Origin of the sequence: Crossiella sp. CA198 (genome assembly GCF_052078295.1) — a bacterium.
Taxonomy (GTDB): domain Bacteria; phylum Actinomycetota; class Actinomycetes; order Mycobacteriales; family Pseudonocardiaceae; genus Crossiella.
The window spans coordinates 178,850-202,586 of sequence record NZ_JBQJIM010000012.1 but is presented as its reverse complement, the minus strand read 5'-3'; the positions used below and the strand labels follow the sequence as shown (position 1 = coordinate 202,586).

The following is a 23,737-nucleotide window of genomic DNA, read 5'->3' as shown; positions in this document are numbered from 1 at the left end:
GGCCGGTGATGGCCGTCATCAACCGCGAGGAATGGGACCCGATCCTGCGTGATGTCGAATGGGACATCAGCTACGTCGACCGCGATATGATCTACCCGGAATGGCTTTCCGGCGGCGGCGAGGTGCCCGAAGCCGACTGGGATAGATGGCGGGAGGATTACCACACCACGTTCCGGGATTACGCCACCTCGCAGGCGGAGAAGGAGACCGCGGCCTACGCGGTGATGGAGGCCATGCGCCGCTCCTCGGTCTATGACGACCTGACCGAGGGCTGGAAGTCCGCGACCAAGATGCACTTCGGCGGCGTGTCCTCACTGGAGTACCTGGCCGCGCTCGGCGAACTGCGGATGGCCCGGTTCGGCCTGTCCGGGTCCTGGCGGAACATGGCCGTCTTCGGCGTGCTGGACGAGATCCGGCACACCCAGCTCACCCTGGCCCTGGCGCACACCTTCATCCACCTGGACCCGCAGTACGACTGGGCGCAGAAGGCCTATCACACCGACAACTGGGTCACCATCGCCATGCGCTGCCTGCTGGACCGGATGATCTCCTCCGCCGACGCGGTCGAAGTGGCCGTCCAGTTGCCCTTCACCCTGGAAAGCGGCTTCACCAACCTGCAGTTCGTCGCCCTGTCCGCCGACGCGCTGCGGGCCGGGGACATCGGCTTCTCCAACATGGTCGGCTCCATCCAGACCGATGAGGCCCGGCACGCCCAGCAGGGCGGACCAACCCTGGAGATCCTCCTCGAACACGACCCGGTGCGGGCCGAACGGTTGATCCACAAGATGTTCTGGCTCGCCGCCAGGGCCTTCGCCGCGCTGACCGGGCCGGTGATGGACTACTACTCGCCACTGGAGAGCCGCACCCACTGCTACCGGGAGTTCATCGAGGAGTGGGTGGTCGGGCAGTACAAACGCTCGCTGGCCGACTACGGCATCGGCACCCCCTGGTACTGGGACGACTTCATGCAGGGCCTGGACACCTGGCACCACGGCATGCACCTGGGCTTCTGGCTGCTGCGCCCGACCGTGTGGTGGAACAGCCCGGCCGGGGTCTCCGATGACGAACGGGACTGGCTGCGGGAGAAATACCCCGACTGGCAGAACCTCTTCGGCGCCAAGTGGGATCTGATGGCGGGCAACCTCCAGCGCGGGGTGACCGCGGCCGGCGGGCTGACCACGCTGCCGTGGCTGTGTTCCAACTGCCACCTGCCCAACCTGTGCCCGACCCGGGGCTACGACGGGCGGCGGCTGGTGCGGGACTGGTCGTTGCGGCACAACGGCCGCACCCACCACTTCTGCTCCAGGGCCTGCCGCCAGTACTGGTGGGACGACCGGGACACGCTCAACCTCAACACCCTCACCGACCGGTTGCTCTTCGGCGAGATCCAGCCGCCGGACCTGCCGGGTGTGCTGGCCTACATGGGATTGGACGCCCAGTCCATGGGTTCGGACGCCACCGGTGAGTCCTGGATCGCCGAGTACGGCCGGACCGGGGCGGGGGTGGCCTGATGTCCGCCGAAGCGGTCCCGGTCAACGCCATCTTCGAGGGCGACTTCCTGCAACTGCTGATCGTACTGTCCACAGTGGACACGATGACCGAGGTCGCGGCCAAGATCGCCGTGCACTCCGAGGGACTGCGGCTGCCCGCCCAGGACCGGGCCAAAGTCGTGTACCACCAAGGCAAACCGCAACCCGCCGAGGCCACCGTGGCCGACTGTGGCATCGCCGCCTTCGACCACCTGCTGGTGGCCTACCAGGAGCAGTCGTGAACCCGCCGGTCGGCCCGGTGCTGCTGCGGCTGGCCGACACCGACCGGGTGCTGGCCGCCATCATCGAGGACAACCCGGAGATCGAGGTCGTGGTGCGGGACCAGGGTTCCTACCTGCGGGTGGAAGGGCCGGGGTTCCTGCGGTTGCGGCTGGCGACCCTGCGCGAGCACGTGGACCAGCACTTCGAGCTGCGCATGCTGGAGGCGATGACCACCTCCTTCGCCGGGCGCATCTCCATCAGCAGCACCGCGGTGCAGTGGTCCTTCCGCACGGACAGCTCCGGAGAGGCGAGCCCATGAGTCCCCTGCGCACCTGGAGCGCGCTGGCCCAGAACCGGCGCAAGCCCAGCGAATACGAGATCGTCAGCCACGAAACCAACTACACCACCCGGCGGATCCGGTCAGCCCCCCTCGAACAGAGCCCCACCTCCCCCGCCAACCTGTGGCTGACCACCTACCGCGACCAGTCCCGGTTGCAGACCTCGGACTGGAGCGCCTGCCGCGATCCGGACGCGCTGACCTACCGCCGCTACGTCGCCGAGGCCCGCGACCGGGAGACCGCGGTGGCCAGCCTGCTCTCGGAATTCGCCGACGCCGGACACGACGCCACGCTCTCCGCCCAGTGGCGGCAACGGTTGCGGCTGCTGTTCACCACCACCCGCTACTACTGCCACGCCGCCCAGCTGCTCCAGTCCTACCTCGCGCTGCTGGCCCCCACCTCCTACCTGACCAACGCGGCCTCCTTCGCCATGGCCGACCAGCTGCGGCGCACCTCGCACATCGCCTACCGCACCAGGGAATTGCAGACCGCCTGGCCCCTGGACGGGTTCGCCAGCACCGAACGTCACCTGTGGCAGTCGGATCCGGCCTGGCAGCCCGCGCGCCGTGCGATGGAGGAGGCGCTGGCCACCTACGACTGGGGCGAGGCGTTCACCACCGCCAACCTGGTGCTGCTGCCCACCCTGGACGCCCTGCTGCTCGACGGCCTGGGCGCCGCCGCCAAGGAGGCGGGCGACCAACTCACCTGGTTGCTGCTGGAGAACCTGGCCGCCGACTCCGCCCGGCGAGACCGCTGGAGCGCGGCCGTGGTCGGCTACGCCAGTGCCCGCAGCCCGGTCGCCGCCGAGGCCATCGCGGAATGGGCGCGGGCCAGGGCGCCGCTGGCCGACACCGCGGTGCGGGCGCTGGCCACCGTGCTCGAACCCGAGGACCCCGACGCGGCCGAGGTGCTCGCCCTGGGCTGCACGGCCGCGCGCACCGCGCTGTGGGCACGGGCCGGGGTGCTGGCGGTACCGCGGTGAGCGCGCCGGAACAGGTGGCCGGGCGGTGGGTCAGCGCGCTGCCGGCGGAGGACCTGTGGGAAGGCGACATGACCGGGGTGGAACTGGCCGGGCACAAGGTGTTGCTGGTCAACCTGGACGGCGAGGTGTGCGCCTACCGCAACCAGTGCCCGCACCAGAACTGGCCACTGCACGAAGGCGATCTGGACGGCGACACCCTCACCTGCGGCAACCACCTGTGGGAGTTCGACGCGCGCAGTGGCCGCGGCCTCAACCCGGCCACCTGCGCGTTGCAGCCCTACCCGGTGCGGGTGGACGAGGGCGTGGTGTGGGTGGAGTTACCGCCGTGCTCCTCGTCGTAGGCGGCGGGGTCGCGGCCGCCAACTCCGCGGTCGCGGCCCGCCAGTTCGGCTACCCGGGCCCGATCACCGTGCTGTCCAGGGAAAAACTGGCGCCCTACGACCGGACCCCACTGTCCAAACAGGTCCTCCTGGACGGCGACCTGACCGCACCCACCCTGCCGGTGGACTGGACCGGCCTGGACATCACACTGCGCCTGGACCAGACCGCGACCGCGCTGCACGACGGCGTGGTGGAAACCGAACGCGGCCGTTTTCCTTACCGCCACTTGGTGATCGCCACCGGCGCGACACCCATCCGGCTGCCCGGCGCCGGAATGCCGTACCTGCTGCGCACGCACGCGGACGCCTGCCGGTTGCGCGGGCTCATGGCGCAGGCCGGGGATCTGGTGATCGTCGGGGCCGGGTGGATCGGCGCGGAGGCCGCCACCGCCGCCCGCGCGCTGGGCTGCCGGGTCACCGTGCTGGACGCAGGCGCGGCGCCGCTGGACGAGCTGGCCGGTGTCGAGGTGGGCGCGGTCTTCGCCCGCTGGTACACCGAGAACGGGATCGACCTGCGGCTCGGGCAACGGGTGGCCGCGGTCGAACCGGACGCGGTGATCACCAGCACCGGCGAGGTGTTCCCGGCCACCGCCGTGCTGGTCGGTGTGGGCGCCCGGCCCGCGGTGGACTGGCTGGCGGGCTCGGCGGTCCGGGTCGACGGCGGCGTGCTGGTCGACCCGCACCTGCGCACCAACCTCGACGGCGTCTACGCCGCGGGCGACGTGGCCAGCTACCACTCGCGGCGCTATGCCCGCCTGCTGCGCTGCGAGCACTTCGACGACGCGCAGAACTCCGCGGTGGTGGCTGGGCAGAACCTCAACGGCAAGGACAGCGTCTACGATCCGGTGCCGTATGGCTGGTCCGAGCAGTTCGGCCACCGGGTGCAGTTCCTCGGCCACCACGACCCCGGCGACGAACTGCGCTGGCGCGGTGCGCCCACCGACTCCCGGTGGAGCGCCTGCTGGCTGCACGAGGACCGGCTGCGCGCCATCCTGGCGGTCAACGCACCCCAGGACATCCTGCACGCGCGCAAGATCATGCAGCAGAATTTACCGCTGGACCCCGCCCGGCTCGCCAACCCCGGCATCCCGCTGAAGCGCGCCGTCACCTGATCAACCAGAGCACCCCGCGCTACCGTGCTGCCATGACCGACACCCCGGCCACCACCGTCATCGCCCGCGACGGCGTGCACGAGATCGAGATCCAGCGATCCCGGTTCCGGTGCAGCCTGGCCAGGGTGGCGACCGAGGAGGCCGCGGCGGAGTTCGTCGCAGGCGTGCGCAAGCAACACTGGGACGCCAGCCACAACTGCTCGGCGTTCCGGCTCGGCTCCGGCGCGCAGCGCTCCAGCGACGACGGGGAACCCGCGGGCACGGCGGGGGTGCCGATGCTGGAGGTCCTCGCCCGGCGGGAGCTGACCGATGTGGTGGCGGTGGTGACCCGGTACTTCGGCGGCACCAAACTCGGCGCGGGCGGGCTGGTCCGGGCCTACGGGCGGGCAGTGTCCGAGGCGGTGGACGCGGTAGGCACGCTGCGCCGGGGACGATTCCGCACCCTGGAGATCAGCGCCGCGCACGCCGAGGCAGGGCGGCTGGAACACACGTTGCGCGCCGCCGGACACCGGATCGCCGAGGTCGGGTACGACAGCAGCGTGCGGCTCACCGTGCACGTGCCCGAGGCCGGGGTGGAGGCGTTCCGGCAGTGGCTGGCCGAGCAGACCGCGGGCACCGTCACCGCGACCACCGGCGGCACCGTCGAACTGGACCTGCCGCCTGCGCGGTAGCCGCTGTCCGGCCGGGCACCCTTTGAGGCAGTCAGTCCACCGATCGGTTGACCTCACCCGCGCGCGCCCCGACTCTCGGTCACGAGCTGGGAGGTGGCGCGGATGGGCAATCCGCCTCGGCAGGCCGCGGCGCCCGACTACACCGGCAAGGGTGTGGTGGTGGGGGTGGTGGACAGCGGGATCGACGTGCATCACGCCGCGTTCCGCACCAGTCCGACCGGGCCGACCCGGATCGTGCGGTTGCTTGATCAGGTCATCACCACCCGGCAGACCCTCGGCCACGACGGGCCGGTCGCGCCAGGGTCCACCGTGCGGATCAGCTGGACGGTGCCCGGCGCGGCGCAGGGGTTCCACACCGATGTGCTGACCTTCCCGCTGACCAAGGAGACGTTGCAGGCCCAGCTGGTCCAGCCCGGCCGGATCCCGGCCGCCGACGTGCAGGTCAGCGGCGGCCCGTTCCCGGACCAGGCCCTGGTCATCGACTTCATCGGCACCTATGCCGCGGCCACCTTCGATCCCTACAGCCTGGACTCGATCGGGGTGCAGCCCGGCGGCTCGAACTGGAAGCCGACCATCAAGTTCGGCCGGGAGTACACCCAGCAGGAGATCAACACGGCGCTGACCGGCGCGGTGGACCCGTTCTACTCCCGGGACGGCGGCTCCGGGCACGGCTCACACGTGATGGGCATCGCCGCGGGCAGTTCGGTCGAGCTGGACGACTCCTCCAGCGCCGACACCGTGGTAGGCATCGCCAAGCAGGCCGAACTGGTCGCCGTGCGCACCAGTCTCGGTGATGACACCGAGATCGTCGACGCCATCCGGTTCATCCTGGACCAGCCGTGGCGAGCCCCTGGCACCGCGGCCAAACCGGCCGTGGCCAACCTGAGCATCGGCGGCAGCGACGGTCCGCACGACGGCACCAGCAAGCTGGAACTGGAGCTGGACAAGCTGGTCGCGGGCACCAAGGGCCGGGTGATCGTGGTGGCGGCTGGCAACGAGGCCGCCAAGGTCGAGGACGATGACCTCTACCGCAAGAGCACCACGCAGCCTCGCGGCGGCATGCACACCGTGGGCACGGTGCCCGCCAACACCGAGGCCAAGCACACGATCATCGTGCCGGACAACCACACCCAGCTGCTGGAGCTGCACGTCTGGTACAGCGGTCCCGGCCGGATCTCCCTGGACCTGGCCGTCCCGCTGCCCGGTGGCGCCCCTGGCCGCTTCCCCGGGTTCGGGCCCACCCTGGCCACGCCGATCGTCCCCGGCACCGGACCCGATCCGGCAGACGGGAAGTTCCCGGACCCGCCACCGGTGGCGGTGACCCTGGCCGGGCACGCCGTCCAGGCCTCCTCCACGATCAACAACCTGCCCAGCGGCAAGCGGCACATCTGGTTGAAGGTCCGGCCGCGCGCCAACGGCACCCTGCTGCCCGGGAACTGGCTACTGGTGTTGCGGCAACTGGAGAACGCCGGCACCCCGTACCACGTCTGGGGCATGTACACCGGGCAGGACCGGCACTTCATCTTCGAGTTCGACAAGCAGGAACCGACCACCACGGTGGAGAACCCGGGCACGGCCCGCAATGTGATCACCGTCGGCGCCTACCACGGCCCGACCGGCACCCGCGGTGAATTCTCCGGCCGCGGCCCCACCACCGACGTCCGCCCCACCCCCAAACCCGATGTGAGCGCGCCGGGCATCGCCATCCTCTCCGCCAGGGCAGGCGCCAGGGGCAAGGGCAAGGAGCGCTACGTCGAGCACAGCGGCAGCAGCCAGGCCGCCCCGTATGTGACCGGGGTGGTCGCGCTGATGCTGGAGGCCAACGGAAACCTCGGCCACGACAAGATCGCACAGTTTCTCCGGGAGACCTGCGACAAGCCGGACGGCGTGCCGGATCCGCCGCCGCCGGACAGTGGCTGGGGCGCGGGGAAGGTCAACGCGGAGAAGGCGGTGGACAAGGCCAAGAACAGCACCGGCGCCGCGCTGACCACGGACGAGCCGCTGGTGCTGCCCACCGCCGCCTACGCCACCGCCCAGGAACCGGTGACCGAGTTGCTGGCGGCGTTGCGGGCCAGGGTGGAGCACACCGAGGCCGGGCGGTTGCTGGGCAAGCTGATCGGCACCCACGCGCCGGAGATCCAGGGCCTGATCCACCTGCACCGGCGGCTGCTGGTGGCCTGGCTGCGGCTGCACGGTCCGCAGCTGGTGCGGCTGGCCCTGCACAGCGCACAGTGCCACCGGATCCCGATTCCGGCGCGGCTGGGCGGCAAGCCGGTCGCGGCCGGACTGGCCCGGTTGCTCGACGAGCTGATCCCGTTCGCCGGACCGGAACTGCGGGCCGACATCGCGCAGTACCGGGAGTTCGTGCTCGCCGTGCCAGGGGTGCCAGCCGAGGACTACGACCAGCTACCCCGGAATGAGGCGTGATGTCCGCCGGAACCCTGGAACTGCTCGCCCGCGAACTCGGCGAGGCGTTGCGCCCGTTGGCCGATCGGCTCGCGCCGGAGACCAGGGAGCAGTTCCTGCTGAGCGAGCTGGGTGTGTGGGCGCCGGACGGGCTGGGCAGCGCGGCCGGGGCCATCGGCACGGTGGTGGTGCAGGCCGGTGGGCTGGCGCCGATCGTGCAGCGGCTGGCCGGGGCGATCAACTCCGGCGACGCCCCCGCGATCCTGGCCGAGGGCGTGACCCTGATCGGGGCGATCAAATCCACGCTGAGCGCGGTGGACGCGCTCGGTCCGGCGCTGGAATCGGTGGTGTCGGCGGCCGCCGGGCTCACCCCGGCGCAGAAGGAACGGCTGGTCCGGGCGGTCCGGGCACTGCCAAAGCGGCTGATCGACTACGCCGCGGTCACCCACCTGGAACGCACCAACCACACCCTGGCCGACCTCCTCGCCGTGCTGGGCATCGTGGACCGGGTGGCGGTGCCCGCCGATCCGGCCGATCCGACCGTGGTGCCGGTGCGCTACCGGGTGCTGCACTTCGACCGGCTGCTCAAACTGGTCACCGATCCGGCGACCATGCTGCGCGAGGCGCTCGGCTTCGGCGAGCCGGACTTCGACGGCTCCGAACTGTTCATCCGGCTGGCCAACTACCTGGCCGCCCAGCACCGCGGCTTCCAGCACCTGACCTTCCCCGGCGGCGGCCGCGGCTTCCAGGCCGAGGGCAGCACCCTGACCGTGGACCCCGGCAGCACTCCCCCGTCGCTGCGGCTGGACACCCAGGCCCAGACCACCGCCGACTTCACCCACACCGTGCAACTCGGTCCACTATGGACACTGAAGTTCACCAGCCGCTCCCGGCTGACCGGCCGGGTCCAGGGCCGGATCACCCCGCCGCTGGCCATCTCCATCGAACCCGGCGCCGGTGGCGTTCTCGACGCCGAGGTGTCCCTGGAAGCCAAGCGGCCCAACGACGAACCCATCGTGCTGCTCGGCCAGACCGGCGCCTCCCGGCTGGAGATCGCCCGGTTCGCGCTCGCCCTCGGCCTCCAGGTGCAGGCAGGCTCCGGCGCGGAACCGACCGTGCAGCTGCGCCTGGACGGCGGGCGGGTGGTCATCGACCTGTCCAAGGCGGACGGGTTCATCAAGACCATCACCCGCGGCGCGAAGATCGAGTCCGGGTTCGAGCTGCGGGCGCTGTGGTCGCCCTCGACCGGATTGCGTTTGGAGGGCAGCGGATCACTCGACCTGGCGCTGCCGATCAACGTCGGACTGGGGCCGATCGAGATCACCACGCTGTTCATCGGGGTGGGCATCACCGGCGACGCGGCACCGGTGGAGCTGTCCGGCTCGTTCAAGGCCGAACTGGGGCCGATCAAGGCGACCGTGGAACGGCTCGGGGTGATCGCGGACGTCCGGTTCCCCGGCGGCGGCGGCAACCTCGGGCCGGTGGATGTGGGCTTCCGGTTCAAGGCGCCCAACGGGATCGGGCTCTCGGTGAACGCCGGACTGATCGCCGGCGGCGGGTTCCTCTACGCCGACCCCGATCGCGGCGAGTACGCGGGCGCGCTGTCCCTGGAGTTCGCCGGGTTCATCGAGCTGAACGCGATCGGGTTGATCAGCACCCGGTTCCCGGACGGGGACAGCGGATTCTCGCTGCTGATCGTGATCGCCACCGAGTTCGGCGGCGGCGGGATCCAGCTGGGCTACGGCTTCACCCTGCTCGCGGTGGGCGGGCTGATCGGGCTCAACCGGGGCATGGACCTGCAGGCGCTGACCGAGGGCGTGCGCACCGGGTCCATCGAGTCGGTGATGTTCCCCCAGGATGTGGTGGCCAACGCGCCGCGGATCATCTCCGACCTGCGCCGGTTCTTCCCGCCGGAGAAGGGCCATTTCCTGATCGGCCCGATGGCCAAGATCGGCTGGGGCACACCGACCCTGGTCAGCGTCTCGCTCGGGGTGATCGTGGAGATCCCGCCGGGCACCATCGCCATCCTGGGTGTGCTCAAGTGCATCCTGCCGCACAAGGCGTTGCCGCTGATCCAGATCCAGGTGGCCTTCGTCGGCGCGTTCGAGCCGGACAAGTCCCGGCTCTGGTTCTACGCCCAGCTGTTCGACTCGCGCATCCTGACCATGACCATCGACGGTGGGATGGGCCTGCTGGTGGCCTGGGGCGACCACCCCGAGTTCGTGCTGACCGTGGGCGGTTTCCACCCCTCCTTCACCCCGCCGCCGCTGCCGTTCCCGGTGCCGCCGCGGCTGTCGGTGGACATCCTGAACCAGCCCACCGCGCTGATCCGGGTCTCCGGGTACTTCGCCATCACCAGCAACTCCGCCCAGTTCGGCGCCAAAGCCGAATTACGCCTGGGGTTCAGCGATTTCGGCCTGCACGGGCATCTGGCCTTCGACGCGTTGTTCCGGTTCTCCCCGTTCTCCTTCGTCATCTCCATCTCCGCCGGGGTCAGCCTCAAGGCGTTCGGAGTGGGCCTGTTCGGCATCGACCTGCGCTTCCAGCTGGAAGGCCCCGCGCCGTGGCGGGCCGCCGGGCGGGGCTCGATCTCGTTGCTGTTCTTCGAGATCTCCGCCGACTTCGACATCAGCTGGGGCGAGAAACGGGACACCACACTGCCGCCGGTGTCCGTGCTGGAACTGCTCGGCACCGAACTCGGCAAAACCGAGGGCTGGGAAACCCGGCTGCCCGCAGGCGGCACCAGGGCCCTGGTCACCCTGCGCACCCTGGACCCGGCGAACCCCCTCGACAACCTGGTGCTGCACCCGTTGGGCAGCCTGTTCATCCGGCAGCGGGCGCTGCCCCTGGACGTGCGCATCGACAAGGTCGGCCAGCAGGCGCCCAGCGACGGCAACCGGTTCACCTTCGAACCCAAGCAGGACAGCGGCCTGCGCCGGGTGGCCAGCACCGGCGAGAAGTTCGCCATGGCCCAGTTCCAGCAACTGGCAGACGCCGAGAAGCTGTCCCGGCCAGCCTACGAAACGCAGAACGCGGGCCTGGAACTGGCCGCAGGAGACGCGAACCTGCTCAGCTCACTGGTGGTGCGGCGCAGCGCGCGGTACGAGGAGATCATCACCGACAAGAAGCGCGGTATCCCGGGGGTGGCCAGGATGTCGGCGGCCGAGGCACTGGCCACGCCAGTGCGCAAGCGGCTGGTGAGCATCAGCCCTGCGGTGTTCGAGCACCTGATCGCGGGCAGCAGCACCGCCCGCTCCCCGCTCTCGGCCCAGCGGGCCACCCAGTTGCAGCCCTTCGCCGCCACCGACACCGTGCGGATCCAGGACCAGCGCTACGTCATCACCAAAAAACGCGACAACGCCCAGGCGTTCCCGCCACTGGGCGCACCACTGCGCGAACCGGAATTCCGCAGCCTCACCACCGCCAGGGACGCACTGGCCGAGTGGACCAAGGCCGACCCCCGGCTGGCGGACACCCTGCACGTCATCCCACTGGCCGAACTCGCCGGTCCGCTCGCCGCATCCGGCACCTGGTCGGACTCCCCCGCCGCACCCCTGGCGGTGGCCGGGGCGGGCGCGGTCCGGCTCGGCAACGGCAAGGTGCTGCTGGTCGGCGGCACCGGCGCGGACGGCGTACCGGTGGCCGAGGCCGCGCTATTCGACCCGGTCGCGGATGCCTGGCTGCCCGCCAAACCCTTGAGCACCGCCCGCGTCCAGCACACCACCACCCTCCTGGCCACCGGCCGGGTGCTGGTCGCGGGCGGCCTGGACAGCACCGGAAAGGCACTCACCTCCGCCGAGCTGTACGACCCGATCTCCGGTTCCTGGACCACGCTGCCCGCGATGCGGGGCGCCCGCGCCGGGCACACCGCGACCGCGCTGCCCGACGGCTCCGCCTTGATCACCGGCGGCCGCGACACCCGCACACTGTCCACAGTGGAACTACTTGGCGCGGACGGCAAGTGGGCCCAGGCCAAACCCATGCTGGACACCCGCACCGGCCACCAGGCCCTGTTGCGGGACAACACTGTGCTGGTGATCGGCGGCGCCTTTGCCACCGGCGGTCCGGACAGCGCCCGCACCAGCTGCGAGAGCTACGATCTGACCACCGGAACCTGGTCCGCCGCACCGGCTCTGGCCCTGCCCCGCAGCGGCCACCAGGCCACCGCACTGGGCCAGCGGGTGCTGGTCACCGGCGGCGACCCGATCGCACCCCGCCTGCAGCTGCCCGCACACCAGGACCCGCCGTACCGGCCAGACGGACTCACCGGCGTGGAAGCCTTGTCCGGCAACGCCTGGAGCCCGGCGGCCGAGCTGCCCGGCGGTCGCACCGGGCACCGGTCGGTGGCCCTGCGCACCGGTCGGTTGCTGGTCATCGGCGGCACCAGCCTGGCCGCCCGCGGCACCGGCTTCCGCAATGTCACCGCCTACGACCCGAACAGCGACACCTGGGTGGCCGCGGGCGCACTGCGCACCGGCCGCTGGGACGCCGCCGTGGTGGAACTGGGCGACGGCCGGGTCCTGATCATCGGCGGCCGCACCCACGGCGGCGCGATCACCGCCGGCACCGAGACCTACATCCCGTGACCGGGCGCATGAGAGGGAACCTGCCATGACCAGTCCCATCCTGGCCGCCGTCGGCGCCTGGAAGAGCGTGCCGGACGCGCCCGTGGCGAGCAGCTGGAACGGCCGCACCGACGGCGCGGTGCTGGTCACCGAGACCGGGAAACCGGACCGGGTGGTGATCGCGGGCGGCTCGGACGGCAGCGCCGCCGGGGCCCGCGCGGACACCGCGAGCTATGACAGCGGCACCGAGAAGTGGACCGCGCTGGCCAAGCTGACCACCGCCCGGCGGGCGCACAGCACCACCGCGCTCACCGGCGGCCAGGTCCTGGTGATCGGCGGCATCGCCGGCGGCGGCCAGTTCCCAGCGGCCGGACTGCCCACCGCCGAGCTGTACAACCCTGCCAGCAGCAAGTGGGAGCCGGTGGTCAACCAGATGGCCGGGCCGCGCTGGGGACACAGCGCGGTGCTGCTGAGCAACGGCAAAGTACTCGTGACCGGCGGCAGCACCACGCGCACCGCCAACTCCGAACAGGCCCTCAACCGGGTCGAGCTGTTCGATCCGGCGGACAAGACCTGGACCACCAAGAAACCCATGCTGGACGCGCGTACCGGGCACGCCGCGCTGCGCCTGCCCAACGGGCACGTGCTGGTGGTCGGCGGCGCGGTGCCGATCCGGCGGGACCAGGAGGCCGCGCTCGCCTACTGCGAGGTCTACAACCCGGACACCGACACCTGGACCGCCACCACCGGTGTGCTCGGCGAACCCCGGTCCCAGCACCAGGCCACCCTGGTCGGCGGCAAGGTCCTGGTCACCGGCGGCAGCGCACCCGGCATGACCCCCGACGGCGGGTTCGATCCGTTCCACCGGGCCACCGCCGAACTGTTCGACCCGACCGGCGGCGCCTGGACCCCGGTGGCCCTGCCCCTGCCCGGCGGCCGGGCCGCGCACCGGGCGATCGCGGTCAGCGGGAACCGGGTGCTCATCGTGGGCGGCACCGGCGGCGCGCGTGGGGACACCGGCTACGCCAAGGCTTTGCTGTTCAACCTGGCCACCGGCGCCTGGGACGATGCGGGCCTGCCGGAACAGGCCCGCTGGGACCTGGGCGCGGTGGCGCTCTCCGACGGGAAACGGGTCGTGGTCACCGGCGGCGTCGTACGCGCCGGGCTGACCGCGGCCACCCCCGGCACCGCCGAACTCACCGCGGTCACCGAGGTGTACACAGTGGACGGTCCGTGATGAGCGGCTACTCCTTCCTGCCCTGGCTGCGGGCCGGGCTGGCCACGCACATCGACGAAGACGCGGTGGTGCTGAACTCGCGGATCAGCATCCCGGTCGAGCTGGAGATCAAGGGCGAACCACTCAAGCCCACCGATCCCAAGCCCTTCAAGCCCGTCTCACGCACCATCGCGCTGTACGGGCCGGGCGATGTGATCGGGGTCGACCAGCGGGCCGTCTCCCGGGTCGAACCACTGCCCTGGATCACCAACTTCGAGCCGAACTACCTGGCGCACATCGAGTTCTACGAGGAGGACTTCCCCTGGCGGTACAGCCCGGACCGGCACACCGGCACCGCCGGGCGGGTGCGGCCGTGGCTGGCGCTGGTGGTGCTGGCCGGGGCCAGCAGTCCCGGCGAGGGCGATGAGTTCACCGGGATCACCGTGCCCGGCGCGCCACTGCCCGCGATCACCGTGCTGGATCCGGCGAAAACCCTGCCGCCGCCGATGGAACTGGGCGCCTGGGCGCACGTGCACGTCAACGGCGACCTGTCCGGGGCGGTGCTCGCCCCGGCCGCGGGCGGCCCCCTGGCCGCGCTGGAACGGGTGTTGCGGGAGAACCCGGACCTGGCCTGCTCCCGGCTGGTCTGCCCACGCCACCTCCAGTCCAACACCGGCTACCACGCGTTCCTGGTGCCCGCCTTCGAGAACGGCCGCCTGGCCGGACTGGGCCAGTTTCCCTCGGCCGACGCGCTCGCGCCCAGCTGGGGCGGGGCAGGTGGGCCGCTGCCCTACTACCACCGCTGGTTCTTCCAGACCGGCACCGCGGGCGATTTCGAGTACCTGGTGCGCATCCTGGAACCTCGCTTCGCCGATCCGAAGATCGCCCGCCGGGACATCGACGTCAGCCGCTCCCCCGGCTACGACCTGCCGCCGATCCTGGCCCCTACCCGCGGCCTGCTCAAACTGGGCGGGGCACTGCAAACCGACCGGCCCCTGGACATCTTCGACCGCTGGGCCGAAGCCTTCCCGCACCCGTTCCAGGAAAAGCTGGCCGAACTGATCAACCTGGCCGACGACTACCTCACCACCGCCCCGGTGCAGGCCAACGCGGGCCTGACCGCACTGCCCGAACCCGCCGACCCGGTGATCACCCCGCCGCTGTACGGGCGCTGGCCCGCGCTGACCTCCAGGCTGCTCACCGGCCGCACCGGCGAATCGCTGGTACCGGATCCGGCCAACCCGAACTGGCTGCACACACTCAACCTGGACCCGCGTTACCGGGTGGCGGCCAACTTCGGCACCCTGATCGTGCAGGACCGCCAGGAGGAGTTCATGGCCGCGGCCTGGGCCCAGGTCGGCGAGGTCCTCGAAGGCAACGCCCGGATCCGGGCCGCCCAGTTGCACCGCGAGGTCGGACACTCCTTGCAGCAGAAGCACTTCGAGCCGGAAACCCGGGAGGAGCAACTCCTGGACGACACCCCGCGCCCGGGTCGCAAGCTGACCTGGACCGCACCGGTGCACACCCGCGTCACCGCCGAGGGTGACAGCACCGAGGCAGCCCCGGCCGAACGGGTCGCGGTCGGCTTCCGGGTGGCCCGCTCCCGGATCGCGGGCGCGCCGGTGTCCCCGGCCATGCGCCGCGCCACCCGCCCCGCCTCCCGGCTGATGCGCAAGCTGTTCCCGCCACCGGCCCCCGGCGCGCTCGACGCCGCGGGTCCCAGTGCCGAGGAACTGTTGCCACGCATGGACGATCCGGCCGGGGTGACCGCGGCCGTGCCCAAGCGCAAGCCGGTCTCGCTGATCACCCCCAAGGATGTCGAAGGCACCCCGGCCTTGCTGGACGCCGATCCGAACGACCCACCGCCGGACCCGGTTCCCGGTCTGCCCAAGAACAATCGCTTCAAACTGCGCGAGCTGACCGACCTGGAGACCGACCTGCCCGGGGGCAACGACAGCGATGAGGCACTGAACTTCAAGAAGGCGATCAGCTCGCTCTACCAGGGCTGGAATGGGTCCTTCGCCGGAGCCAGGATGCCGGAACGCCCGCAGCTCGGCGTCACCGGCACCGCACAGTCCACTTTGGACAACATCCGGTCGGACAGCACCGTGCTCAAGCGGTTGCGGGACTCGGTCAAGGTGCCAGGCAGGCTCACCGGCGAGACCCCGCGACTGACCGAGGCGCTGGCCTACCCGCGGATCGACCTGCCGATGTACCAGGCGTTGCGCGACCTGGACGTGGAGGCGTTCGTGCCCAGCCTCGGGCTGGTGCCGCCGAACACGATCACCCTGCTGCTCACCGACCAGGCCTACATCGAGGCGTTCATGGTCGGCCTCAACCACGAACTCGCGCGCGAACTGCTGTGGCGGGAGTATCCGACCGACCAGCGCGGCACCCCGTTCCGCCAGTTCTGGCAGCCGATCGGGCAGCCCGGCCAGTCCAGGGAGGCCACCTACGACATCAAACCCATCCACCAGTGGCCGGCCACCGCCAAGCTGGGTGAGAACGACGCCAGGGACGCCGGGCTCGGCCGCCCGCAGGAGGAGAACCTGGTCCTGGTCATCCGCGGCGAACTGCTCAAGAAGTACCCGAACGCGGCCATCTACGCGCACAAGGCCCGCTGGCAACGGGACCCGGTCACCGGCGAGATCCTCAAGGACCAGGAACGCAAACCGGTGGACCTGGCCGATCCCAACCGGCCCAGCCCTGTCACCGAGATCCGGCTGCCGATCTATGAGGCCAAGGTGGAACCGGACCTGTACCTGCTGGGCTTCCCGCTGTCGGAGGCCGAGGCCGAGGGCCGCACCACCGATCCCGGCGAGGACGGCTCCGGCTGGTTCTTCGTGATCAAGGAACGGCCCGGCGATCCGCGGTTCGGGCTGGACGAGAGCAAGGCCGAGGACGTCGAGGTGTGGAATGACCTCTCCTGGCCGGACGTGGACAACGCGGTGCCGCCCAAGGGTTTCCTCAACCTGTCGGCCACCCCGACGGTGCCGCTGTCGGCGCAGCTCAGCGATGTGCGCGACGACGACGAGAAGGTGCCGCAACGCCTCGAAGACGTGCAGCTGCCCGCCTGGCACGCCGGGCTCAGCTCCGCCGAGTTCGCCTACATCCTCTTCCAGGCCCCGGTGCTGATGGCCGTCCACGCTCAGGAGATGCTGCCCGATGACGACGCCACTGAGTAACCGGCACCCGGTCCTGCTCGGCCCCGTCCGACTGGAAACCCGGTTCACCGCAACCGAACTGCTCATCCGGATCTACCCGGACGAGTGGGCGGTGGACAAGTTCGAGCCCAAGGTCAGCCCCGCCGAACTCGACGCCCTGGACGCCTACTGGACCGCACTGTGGCGCGCGGGCAGCAGCGCGGTGGCCCAGCAGGCCGCCTGGCGCGAACTGGCCGGGCGGATCCCACCGGGCCGGGCCACCTGGCTGCTCACCGAACGCAAGCCCGCCAACGAAACCGAGCGTCCCACCAACGCGCCCGCCGGAGCAGTCGTACTGCCGGTGGTCACCACCACGCCGGTGCCCGCGGCCGATCGCCAGCCCACCATCACCTACTGGACCGCGATCTGGCAGGCGCACGGCGACCGCGAGAAGGTCCAGGCGGCCGACCGCGCTCTGATCACCGCGGTCGGTTCCAGCCGGGCCAACGTGATCCGGTCCCGCCGACCGTCCGGAGTGGACGGTGCCGAGCTGAGTCCGAACAACACGGTGGTGGTGGCCTTCCTGGTGCTGGCCCCGTATCCGCCGGACAAGATCGCCGCCAAGTCCTGGACCACCCCGGCCACCGCGCGGCTGCTGCCGGACCGGTTCACCGTGCTCGCACTGGACGGCGACACCCAGATCTTCGAGCTGACCTCGGAACCGGTGCTCGGCCCGTTCGCGGTCAGCCCCGACCCCGGCGCCCAGGACAAACCGAAGATCAACGAAACCACCGGCGAACTGCACGTGCCGGAGGCGCTGAAGTGGCTCACCAACTTCGAGGAGGCGCACCGGCGCGGCCTGGGCGTGCGGATCGCCCGCAACGCCCGGATCGACGCCGGGATCCCGACCCTGCTGGTGTACGGCCTGCGGGAGAACCCGGACGCCGAGGGCACCGCCGCCGCCCTCACCCAGCAGCTGCAACGGCAACTGCGCAGCACCTCCGGGCTCAGCCTGCTGCCCCAGGGCACCCCGACCAACAACACCGAGCAACTCCCGGCCGGTCCCGGCGACCAGGCCGAGGCGGCCCGGCGCGCGGCTGCCGCCAGCTTCACCGCCACCGACTGGAAGTCCACAAAGGACGGACCGCAACTCGCCGCACTGCTGGGCCTCGATCTGGCCCAGCTGCCCGGTCTGCCCGGCGCGGACGGCACCGACCAGGCCGAGGCCAAGGCGGCCAACATCGCGCTGTGGCCCGCCACCTGGGGCAGTTTCCTGCGGCACACCCTGCACCCGCTGCTCGACGACGAGGCCGTGGCCAAGACACGGGAGTTCTTCGTCCGCAACGTCTCCGGCCGCGGCCCGCTGCCGGTACTCAAGATCGGCCGCCAGCCCTACGGCATCGTGCCGGCCACCGATTTCCGCGCGCTCAGCTGGCCCGCGGCCAACACCCACCGGCACACGCTCAAGAAGGTCCTGGACGCCGCGGCCGCCGACTGGGACCGGGTGGCCGCGGAGAAGGTCCAGCACCTGCACAAACCTGGCGGCGACCCGCACCAGAAGCTCCTGGACATCCTGGCCCTGCACCCGGGCTCGGCCGAGTACCACCAGCGGTACGCGCAAAGCGTGGAAGACCTGTTCAACCGGGCCAACCTGGGCGCGGCAGGCGCGGGCATCCTGGACGCGTTGCGCCGGTTGCGGATGGCCCCGCCGATCCAGGCCCTGCTCACCAAACTCGGTGCCACCAACCCGGATCCGGACCTGCTACGCAGGCTGTTCGTGGACAGCCAGCACCCACTGCTGGCCCCGCTCATCGACGACCGCCCACTGTCCGAAGAGGACCCCATCCGGGCCTACGACCTCAACGGCCGCAACTACCTGGGCTGGCTGACCGCCAACGCCAAGACCGACCTCAGCGTGATCCGCAACGAGACCGGCTTCGCCGGGACGCCGCCAGCCGCGCTGCTGTACTACCTGGCCCGGCACGCCGTGCTACTCGGTTTCGCCGAGACCGCCCGCCGACTGGCCATCCGGGCCGGGGTGGCCGACGCCACCGACCTGGCCGACCGGGACCCGTTGTTCGTGCACGTCAAGCACTTCACCACCGGAACCGGCGTGCTGGACAGCGAAAGCCGCTACCGCCGCCTGTACTCCAGCGATCCGCTGATCACCGGCAGCACCGATGTCACCGTGGCCAAACACATCAGCACCGTGCTGGCCGCCAACCCGGACACCGCCGCGCTCAAGGAACAACTCGACGCGGTAGAGGTCCTCGCGGCCACCCCGACCGCCCGGTTGGAACGGGTGCTGGCCGAACACCTGGACCTGGCCACCTACCGCCTGGACGCCTGGCGGCTCGGCCTCGCCACCGAACGCCTCACCGAACTGCGGGCGCAACCCGGTGCCGCGCAGGGTATCCACCTGGGCGCCTACGGCTGGCTGGAGAACGTCAAACCCGACCTGTCACCGAGAGACAACGGCGGCTACATCCACACCCCCTCGCCCGCGCAGGCCCGCACCGCCGCGGTGCTGCGCTCGGGCTACCTGGCCAACCGCAGCACCGAACGCGGCGAGTTCGCGGTCAACCTCAGCTCCGACCGGGTGCGGGTCGCCCTGGAACTCCTGGACGGCCTGCGCCAGGGCCAATCCCTGGGCGCGCTACTGGGCTACCGGTTCGAACGCGGCCTGCACGAAGGCCACCCCGAACGCGAACTGGACAAGTACCTCGCACCACTGCGCGCGGCCTTCCCACTGCGCTTCGGCAAGCTCGACGAGCCCGCGCCCGGCGCGCCGCCGGAGTTCGCCGAGCATGAGGCCCGGGTGGTCGTGGACGGCCTGGAACTGCACCGCTCGGTCACCAGGGCCACCGATCCGGCGCACCGCGTCTACCCCTTCGGCAAGACCGGCCTGCCGCCGAACCCACCGCGAGAAGACCTGATCGCGATCCACGCCGAGGTCGAGAACCTGCGCAATCTGCACGACGCGCTGGCCGACCTCGCGGTGGCCGAGGGCACCCACCAGGCCCTGCTCGGCAACCACGAACGCGCCGCCGCCACCCTGGACGCCTACGCCAAGGCCGGTTTCCCGCCCGAGCCCGCGATCGTGGAAACCCCGCGCAGCGGCACCACACTCACCCACCGCTTCGCCCTGCAACTGCGGGCAGGCCTGTCCCCCGGCCTGTCCGCCACCCCGCGCGCCCAGGCCGAACCCGCGGTCAACGACTGGCTGCCGCAACTGCTGCCCCGGCCGGACAACCTGGTCGCCCAGGTCACCTGGTTCGACCCGATCCGCAAGCGCGCCGACGGCCGCGTGGTGTCCATGGGCGACCTCGGCCTGCAACCCATCGATCTACTGTGGACAGTCCGGCCGGTTGGCGAGACGGCCACCCAGTCCGACCTGGAGGACCGGATCCTGGGTGCGGTGTTCAAGGCCGACACCCCGCGCCCGGACGTCCGGCCGAAGATCGAGTTCACCACCCGGGTCAACGGCCGGATCACCTTCTTCGAGCTGTCCCCGCTGATCAACGCACTGCGCACGCTGCTCACCACGGCCCGCCCGGTCCGGCCCACCGACCTGGTGCCCGGCGCGGGCGTGGCCACCGTGGACCGCGCCGCCGACACGGCGGTCACCATCCCGCGGGACCGCCCGGCCGCGGTACGCAAAGCCCTGGGCGCGCTGCTCACCAGCACCACCACCTACGGCGCCGACCTCGGCGCGCTCTACCCACCCGCCGGACCCAAAACCGCCGAGCTGCTCAAGAACATCGACACCTTCCTCATCCGCTACGCCGACCTGATCGGCGCCGCAGGCCGATTCGGCCTGGTGCGCAGCGGCTGGGGCGAACTGACCCGGTGGCGCGGCACACTGTTCGCCGAACTGCTCGCCGCCCTCGGCGGCACCGCCACACGCCTGGACCTGGTGCTCAAGGAAGCCGACGTGCTGATCACCAAGTACGACGGACTGCCAGCCGCGGCCACCGACGAGGAGCGGTTCCGGTTGCTGGAACAGGCCGAACGCCTGCTCAGCACCACCATCACCAGCCCCCGCCCCGATCGCCCGCGCACCCTGCGCACCACCGTGGGCAACCGCCGCAGCACGTTCAAGTCCACAATGGACGTCATCGCGCGCACCGCGAACACCACCAAGGTCACCCTCAGCGGCCTGTTCGCCGAAATCGCCGCCCTGCCGCCGCTGTCCGCGATCGACCCGGTGGGCCTGGACCTGACACCGTTCCAGCAGCGGGTGGTGGACTTCGGCCGCGACCTCCTGGCCAGGGCCGCCCAGTTGAACAAGGACATCGAGGACCGGAACACCCTGGCGGACAAGGCCCTGCTGGCCTACGACGCGGCGCTCACCGGACCGGACAAGGTCACCGCCGCCACCGACGCGCTCAAGGCCATGCTCGGCGAGGACGTCCTGGTCGTGCCCGAGTTCACCCCGTCCGACGAGCTGGTCGACCAGTGGCGGGACGCCCACTTCGACAGCCGCGAACTCCTCGAACACCTGGAAGCCCGGCGTTTCCCGGTGGACGACTGGCTGCACGGCGTGGCCAGGGTGCGCGAACAGCCACGCCGCTGGGAAAAGGCCGTAGCTCTCGGCGATGTGCTGTTCAGCGGCCCCGGCCTGCTCGGCATGGCGCCCTGGCGGGAACCCGCGCTCACCCCGATCCAAATGCCCTACCGGGAAAACGACTCCTGGCTCGGGCTGGAGTTCACAAAGGACAGTGCGGGCAAACCGGTGCCGATCACCGAGGACAAGGTGCTCTACACCGCGCACTACGCCACCGGCGCACTACTCGGCCAGACCAGGGCCGGGCTGCTGCTGGACGAGTGGACCGAGGTGATCCCGGCCGAGACCGAGACCACCGGCATCGCCGTGCACTACGACGGCCCCGATTCCGAACCACCGCAGGCCATGCTGCTCGTCGCGCCGCCGGTGGTCACCGACCCGCCGCAGAACTGGCAGCGCGTGCACCTGGTCAACGCCATCCGGGACACCTTCGCCCTGGCCCGCAGCCGCGCGGTGGAACCCGCCCAGCTCGACGACACCGCGTACGCGCAGCTGCTGCCGGCCACCGTGATGTCCGCGACCCGGCAGCAGATCACCATCAGCACCGATCTCGCGCTCGCCAACCTGCGCTGGAAGGCCGACCATGACTGAACCCGTGCCGTTCGACTTCCCGCGCGACCTGACCAAACGCACCGAACCCACCGTCGGCGTGTGGAACCGCCTGGAAGGCCGTCCGCGCACCACCGACTTCGACCGGGCACTGCGCGCGGAGATCCGCGATCCGCTGTGGCTGCTCACCCGGCAATGGCAACTCGGCGAGTTCCAGGCCTCCGACGGCGGCTCTCCCGTCACCGCCTCCTACACCGTGCAGGCCGCCAGCGTGAGCCGGTTCAAGCCGTTCGACGGCAATCCGGTGGAACTCCCGCCCGAGCAGCCACTGCCGGTGGAAGCACTGGCCGAACGGCGGGCACTGCGCTTCACCTCGGGCACCGAACGCGTCTCCTTCGACCTGCGCCTGGCCATTGGCCGCCGCTGGTTCAAACTGCTCGCCACCCTGCCGCTGGGACTGGGCGAACTGCTCGCCTCATTCCGGGCCCAGTACGTCAAGAAGTACCCGATCGCGCTACCGGATCCGTTGCAGGACAAGGACAGTCCGCGCCTGGCCCATCCCGAGGTGTGGGCGAGCATGCAGGCCATGGCCGGGCGCTACCTGGACGGCTACCAGCTCTACGACCACATCAAGTACCGCGGCGGCACCGCCTACGACGGCATCGAGGAACTACTCGGCCTCACCCTGCACAAGCAGGCCATCATCCGGCTGGGCCTGGAACTGCGCGACTGGTTCGACACGCTCATCCAGCAACCCGCCAACATCCAGCCCGAGCTGAAACCCACCGGTGAGGACGCCTGGGACGGCAGGCATCTGGAGCACAACTTCTCCGTCGGCACCACCCTGCCCGGCGGTGCGCAGAAAACCCTCACCGCCCGCGAATACCCCGGCGGCACCCTGGACTGGCACGCCTTCTCCGTGGACGCCAACCTCCCACTCGGCGGCACCCGACCGCCAAAACCCTTCCACCGCACGGTGTTCCCGGCCCCGGTGCGGTACGCCGGGATGCCGCTGCCACGCTGGTGGGCGGTGGAGGACGGACGCACCAACTTCGCCGCGGTCACCCCGGACAGCACCGACCTGGCCCGGCTGATCTTCCTGGAATTCGCCCTGGTCTACGGCAACGACTGGTACCAGCTGCCCTGCGACCTGCCCGCCGGATCCCTGGCCACGCTGGAAAACGTGACCATCACCGACACCTTCGGCATTCCCACGGTGGTCGAGCCCGCCAACGCGGGCCCGGACCAGGACTGGCGGCGCTGGTCCATGTTCAGCCTGGACAACCTGGGCGCCGACCCGGTGGCCGCCGACACCAGCCTGCTGCTGCCCGCCAGCGTGCCCAAGATCGCCGAGGGCCCGGCGCTGGAGGAGGTGGTGCTGCTGCGGGATGAGAACGCGAACCTGGTGTGGGGCGTGGAACAGACCGTGCGGACGGCCACCGGCGAACCCCGCCGCGGCAGTGAGATCGCCGCCGAATCCGTGGCCTGGCGGCAACGCCACCAACCCGCCCAGCCACCGGGACCGCCACTCGCCCCGGTGTCCTACGAGGTGATGAACACCGTGCCGGAACACTGGATCCCGTTCGTGCCAGTGCACCAGGACAACACCCGTCGCTCCATCCACCTGCAACGAGCCGCCCTGCCCAGCGCGATCCGCCCGGCCGACCCGGCGCAACCGCGCGCGGTGGTGCGGCCACGCACCGACCTGCTGCGCGAGGGCCTGGACCGAGGCGAACCGTACTTCGTCAACGAGGAAGAGGTCACCCAGACCGGCACCCGGCTCACGCTGTCCTTCCAGCGCACCCGCTGGCGGGACGGCCGCGTGGTGGTGTGGCTGGGCGTACGCCGCGGCACCGGCCGAGGCCAGGGCTCCAGCGGCCTCCGCTTCGACTCAGTGATCGACACCCCCTGATCCTGAGACCCCCCCGGCGTGTTGGCCGTTGTCGTACCCAGTCTTGGCCGAACTCGTACCACTTGGCCCAACCGGTACGCCCACTTGGGCCAAACTGGCGTACCAGTTTGGCCAACTCGCCGTCCACAACGGCCAACACACCGTC

At 70.8% G+C, this 23,737-nt stretch carries 13 protein-coding genes; all 13 read left to right on the top strand.

Annotated features, from left to right (window positions below; translation table 11 throughout):
- Window positions 1-8 precede the first annotated feature (8 nt).
- A complete protein-coding gene (locus ACTOWY_RS21495; RefSeq protein ID WP_441311446.1) occupies window positions 9-1,511 on the top strand; it encodes a toluene monooxygenase in 1,503 nt (500 codons plus the stop codon).
- A complete protein-coding gene (locus ACTOWY_RS21490) occupies window positions 1,511-1,771 on the top strand; it encodes a toluene-4-monooxygenase system B family protein (protein ID WP_441311445.1) in 261 nt (86 codons plus the stop codon). The genes ACTOWY_RS21495 and ACTOWY_RS21490 overlap by 1 nt, the downstream gene beginning before the upstream one ends.
- Window positions 1,768-2,070 (top strand): MmoB/DmpM family protein, encoded by a 303-nt coding sequence (locus tag ACTOWY_RS21485; RefSeq protein ID WP_441311444.1) that lies wholly within the window; start codon window positions 1,768-1,770, stop codon window positions 2,068-2,070. Before ACTOWY_RS21490 ends, ACTOWY_RS21485 begins: the two co-directional genes overlap by 4 nt.
- Entirely contained in the window at window positions 2,067-3,071 is a 1,005-nt protein-coding gene (locus ACTOWY_RS21480; protein WP_441311443.1) for a toluene hydroxylase, read from the top strand. Before ACTOWY_RS21485 ends, ACTOWY_RS21480 begins: the two co-directional genes overlap by 4 nt.
- The gene (locus tag ACTOWY_RS21475; RefSeq protein ID WP_441311442.1) at window positions 3,068-3,412 is read left to right on the top strand and encodes a Rieske (2Fe-2S) protein; all 345 of its coding nucleotides are present in this window, start codon (window positions 3,068-3,070) and stop codon (window positions 3,410-3,412) included. The genes ACTOWY_RS21480 and ACTOWY_RS21475 overlap by 4 nt, the downstream gene beginning before the upstream one ends.
- Complete coding sequence (locus ACTOWY_RS21470) at window positions 3,397-4,563, top strand: NAD(P)/FAD-dependent oxidoreductase (protein WP_441311441.1); 1,167 nt, start codon at window positions 3,397-3,399, stop codon at window positions 4,561-4,563. The genes ACTOWY_RS21475 and ACTOWY_RS21470 overlap by 16 nt, the downstream gene beginning before the upstream one ends.
- A gap of 32 nt (window positions 4,564-4,595) precedes the next feature.
- Window positions 4,596-5,234 carry a YigZ family protein gene (locus ACTOWY_RS21465; RefSeq protein WP_441311440.1) on the top strand — a complete coding sequence of 213 codons (639 nt, stop codon included), beginning with the start codon at window positions 4,596-4,598 and terminating at the stop codon, window positions 5,232-5,234.
- Window positions 5,235-5,336: 102 nt separating this feature from the next.
- Entirely contained in the window at window positions 5,337-7,661 is a 2,325-nt protein-coding gene (locus ACTOWY_RS21460; RefSeq protein WP_441311439.1) for a S8 family serine peptidase, read from the top strand.
- A complete protein-coding gene (locus ACTOWY_RS21455) occupies window positions 7,661-12,226 on the top strand; it encodes a DUF6603 domain-containing protein (protein WP_441311438.1) in 4,566 nt (1,521 codons plus the stop codon). The genes ACTOWY_RS21460 and ACTOWY_RS21455 overlap by 1 nt, the downstream gene beginning before the upstream one ends.
- A gap of 25 nt (window positions 12,227-12,251) precedes the next feature.
- Window positions 12,252-13,442, top strand: coding sequence for a Kelch repeat-containing protein (locus ACTOWY_RS21450; RefSeq protein ID WP_441311437.1), 1,191 nt, complete (start codon window positions 12,252-12,254; stop codon window positions 13,440-13,442).
- Window positions 13,442-16,606, top strand: a complete 3,165-nt coding sequence (locus ACTOWY_RS21445) for a hypothetical protein (protein WP_441311436.1) — start codon at window positions 13,442-13,444, stop codon at window positions 16,604-16,606. Before ACTOWY_RS21450 ends, ACTOWY_RS21445 begins: the two co-directional genes overlap by 1 nt.
- Window positions 16,587-21,722, top strand: a complete 5,136-nt coding sequence (locus ACTOWY_RS21440; RefSeq protein WP_441311435.1) for a hypothetical protein — start codon at window positions 16,587-16,589, stop codon at window positions 21,720-21,722. Before ACTOWY_RS21445 ends, ACTOWY_RS21440 begins: the two co-directional genes overlap by 20 nt.
- Window positions 21,715-23,592, top strand: coding sequence for a hypothetical protein (locus tag ACTOWY_RS21435; protein ID WP_441311434.1), 1,878 nt, complete (start codon window positions 21,715-21,717; stop codon window positions 23,590-23,592). Before ACTOWY_RS21440 ends, ACTOWY_RS21435 begins: the two co-directional genes overlap by 8 nt.
- Window positions 23,593-23,737 lie beyond the last annotated feature (145 nt).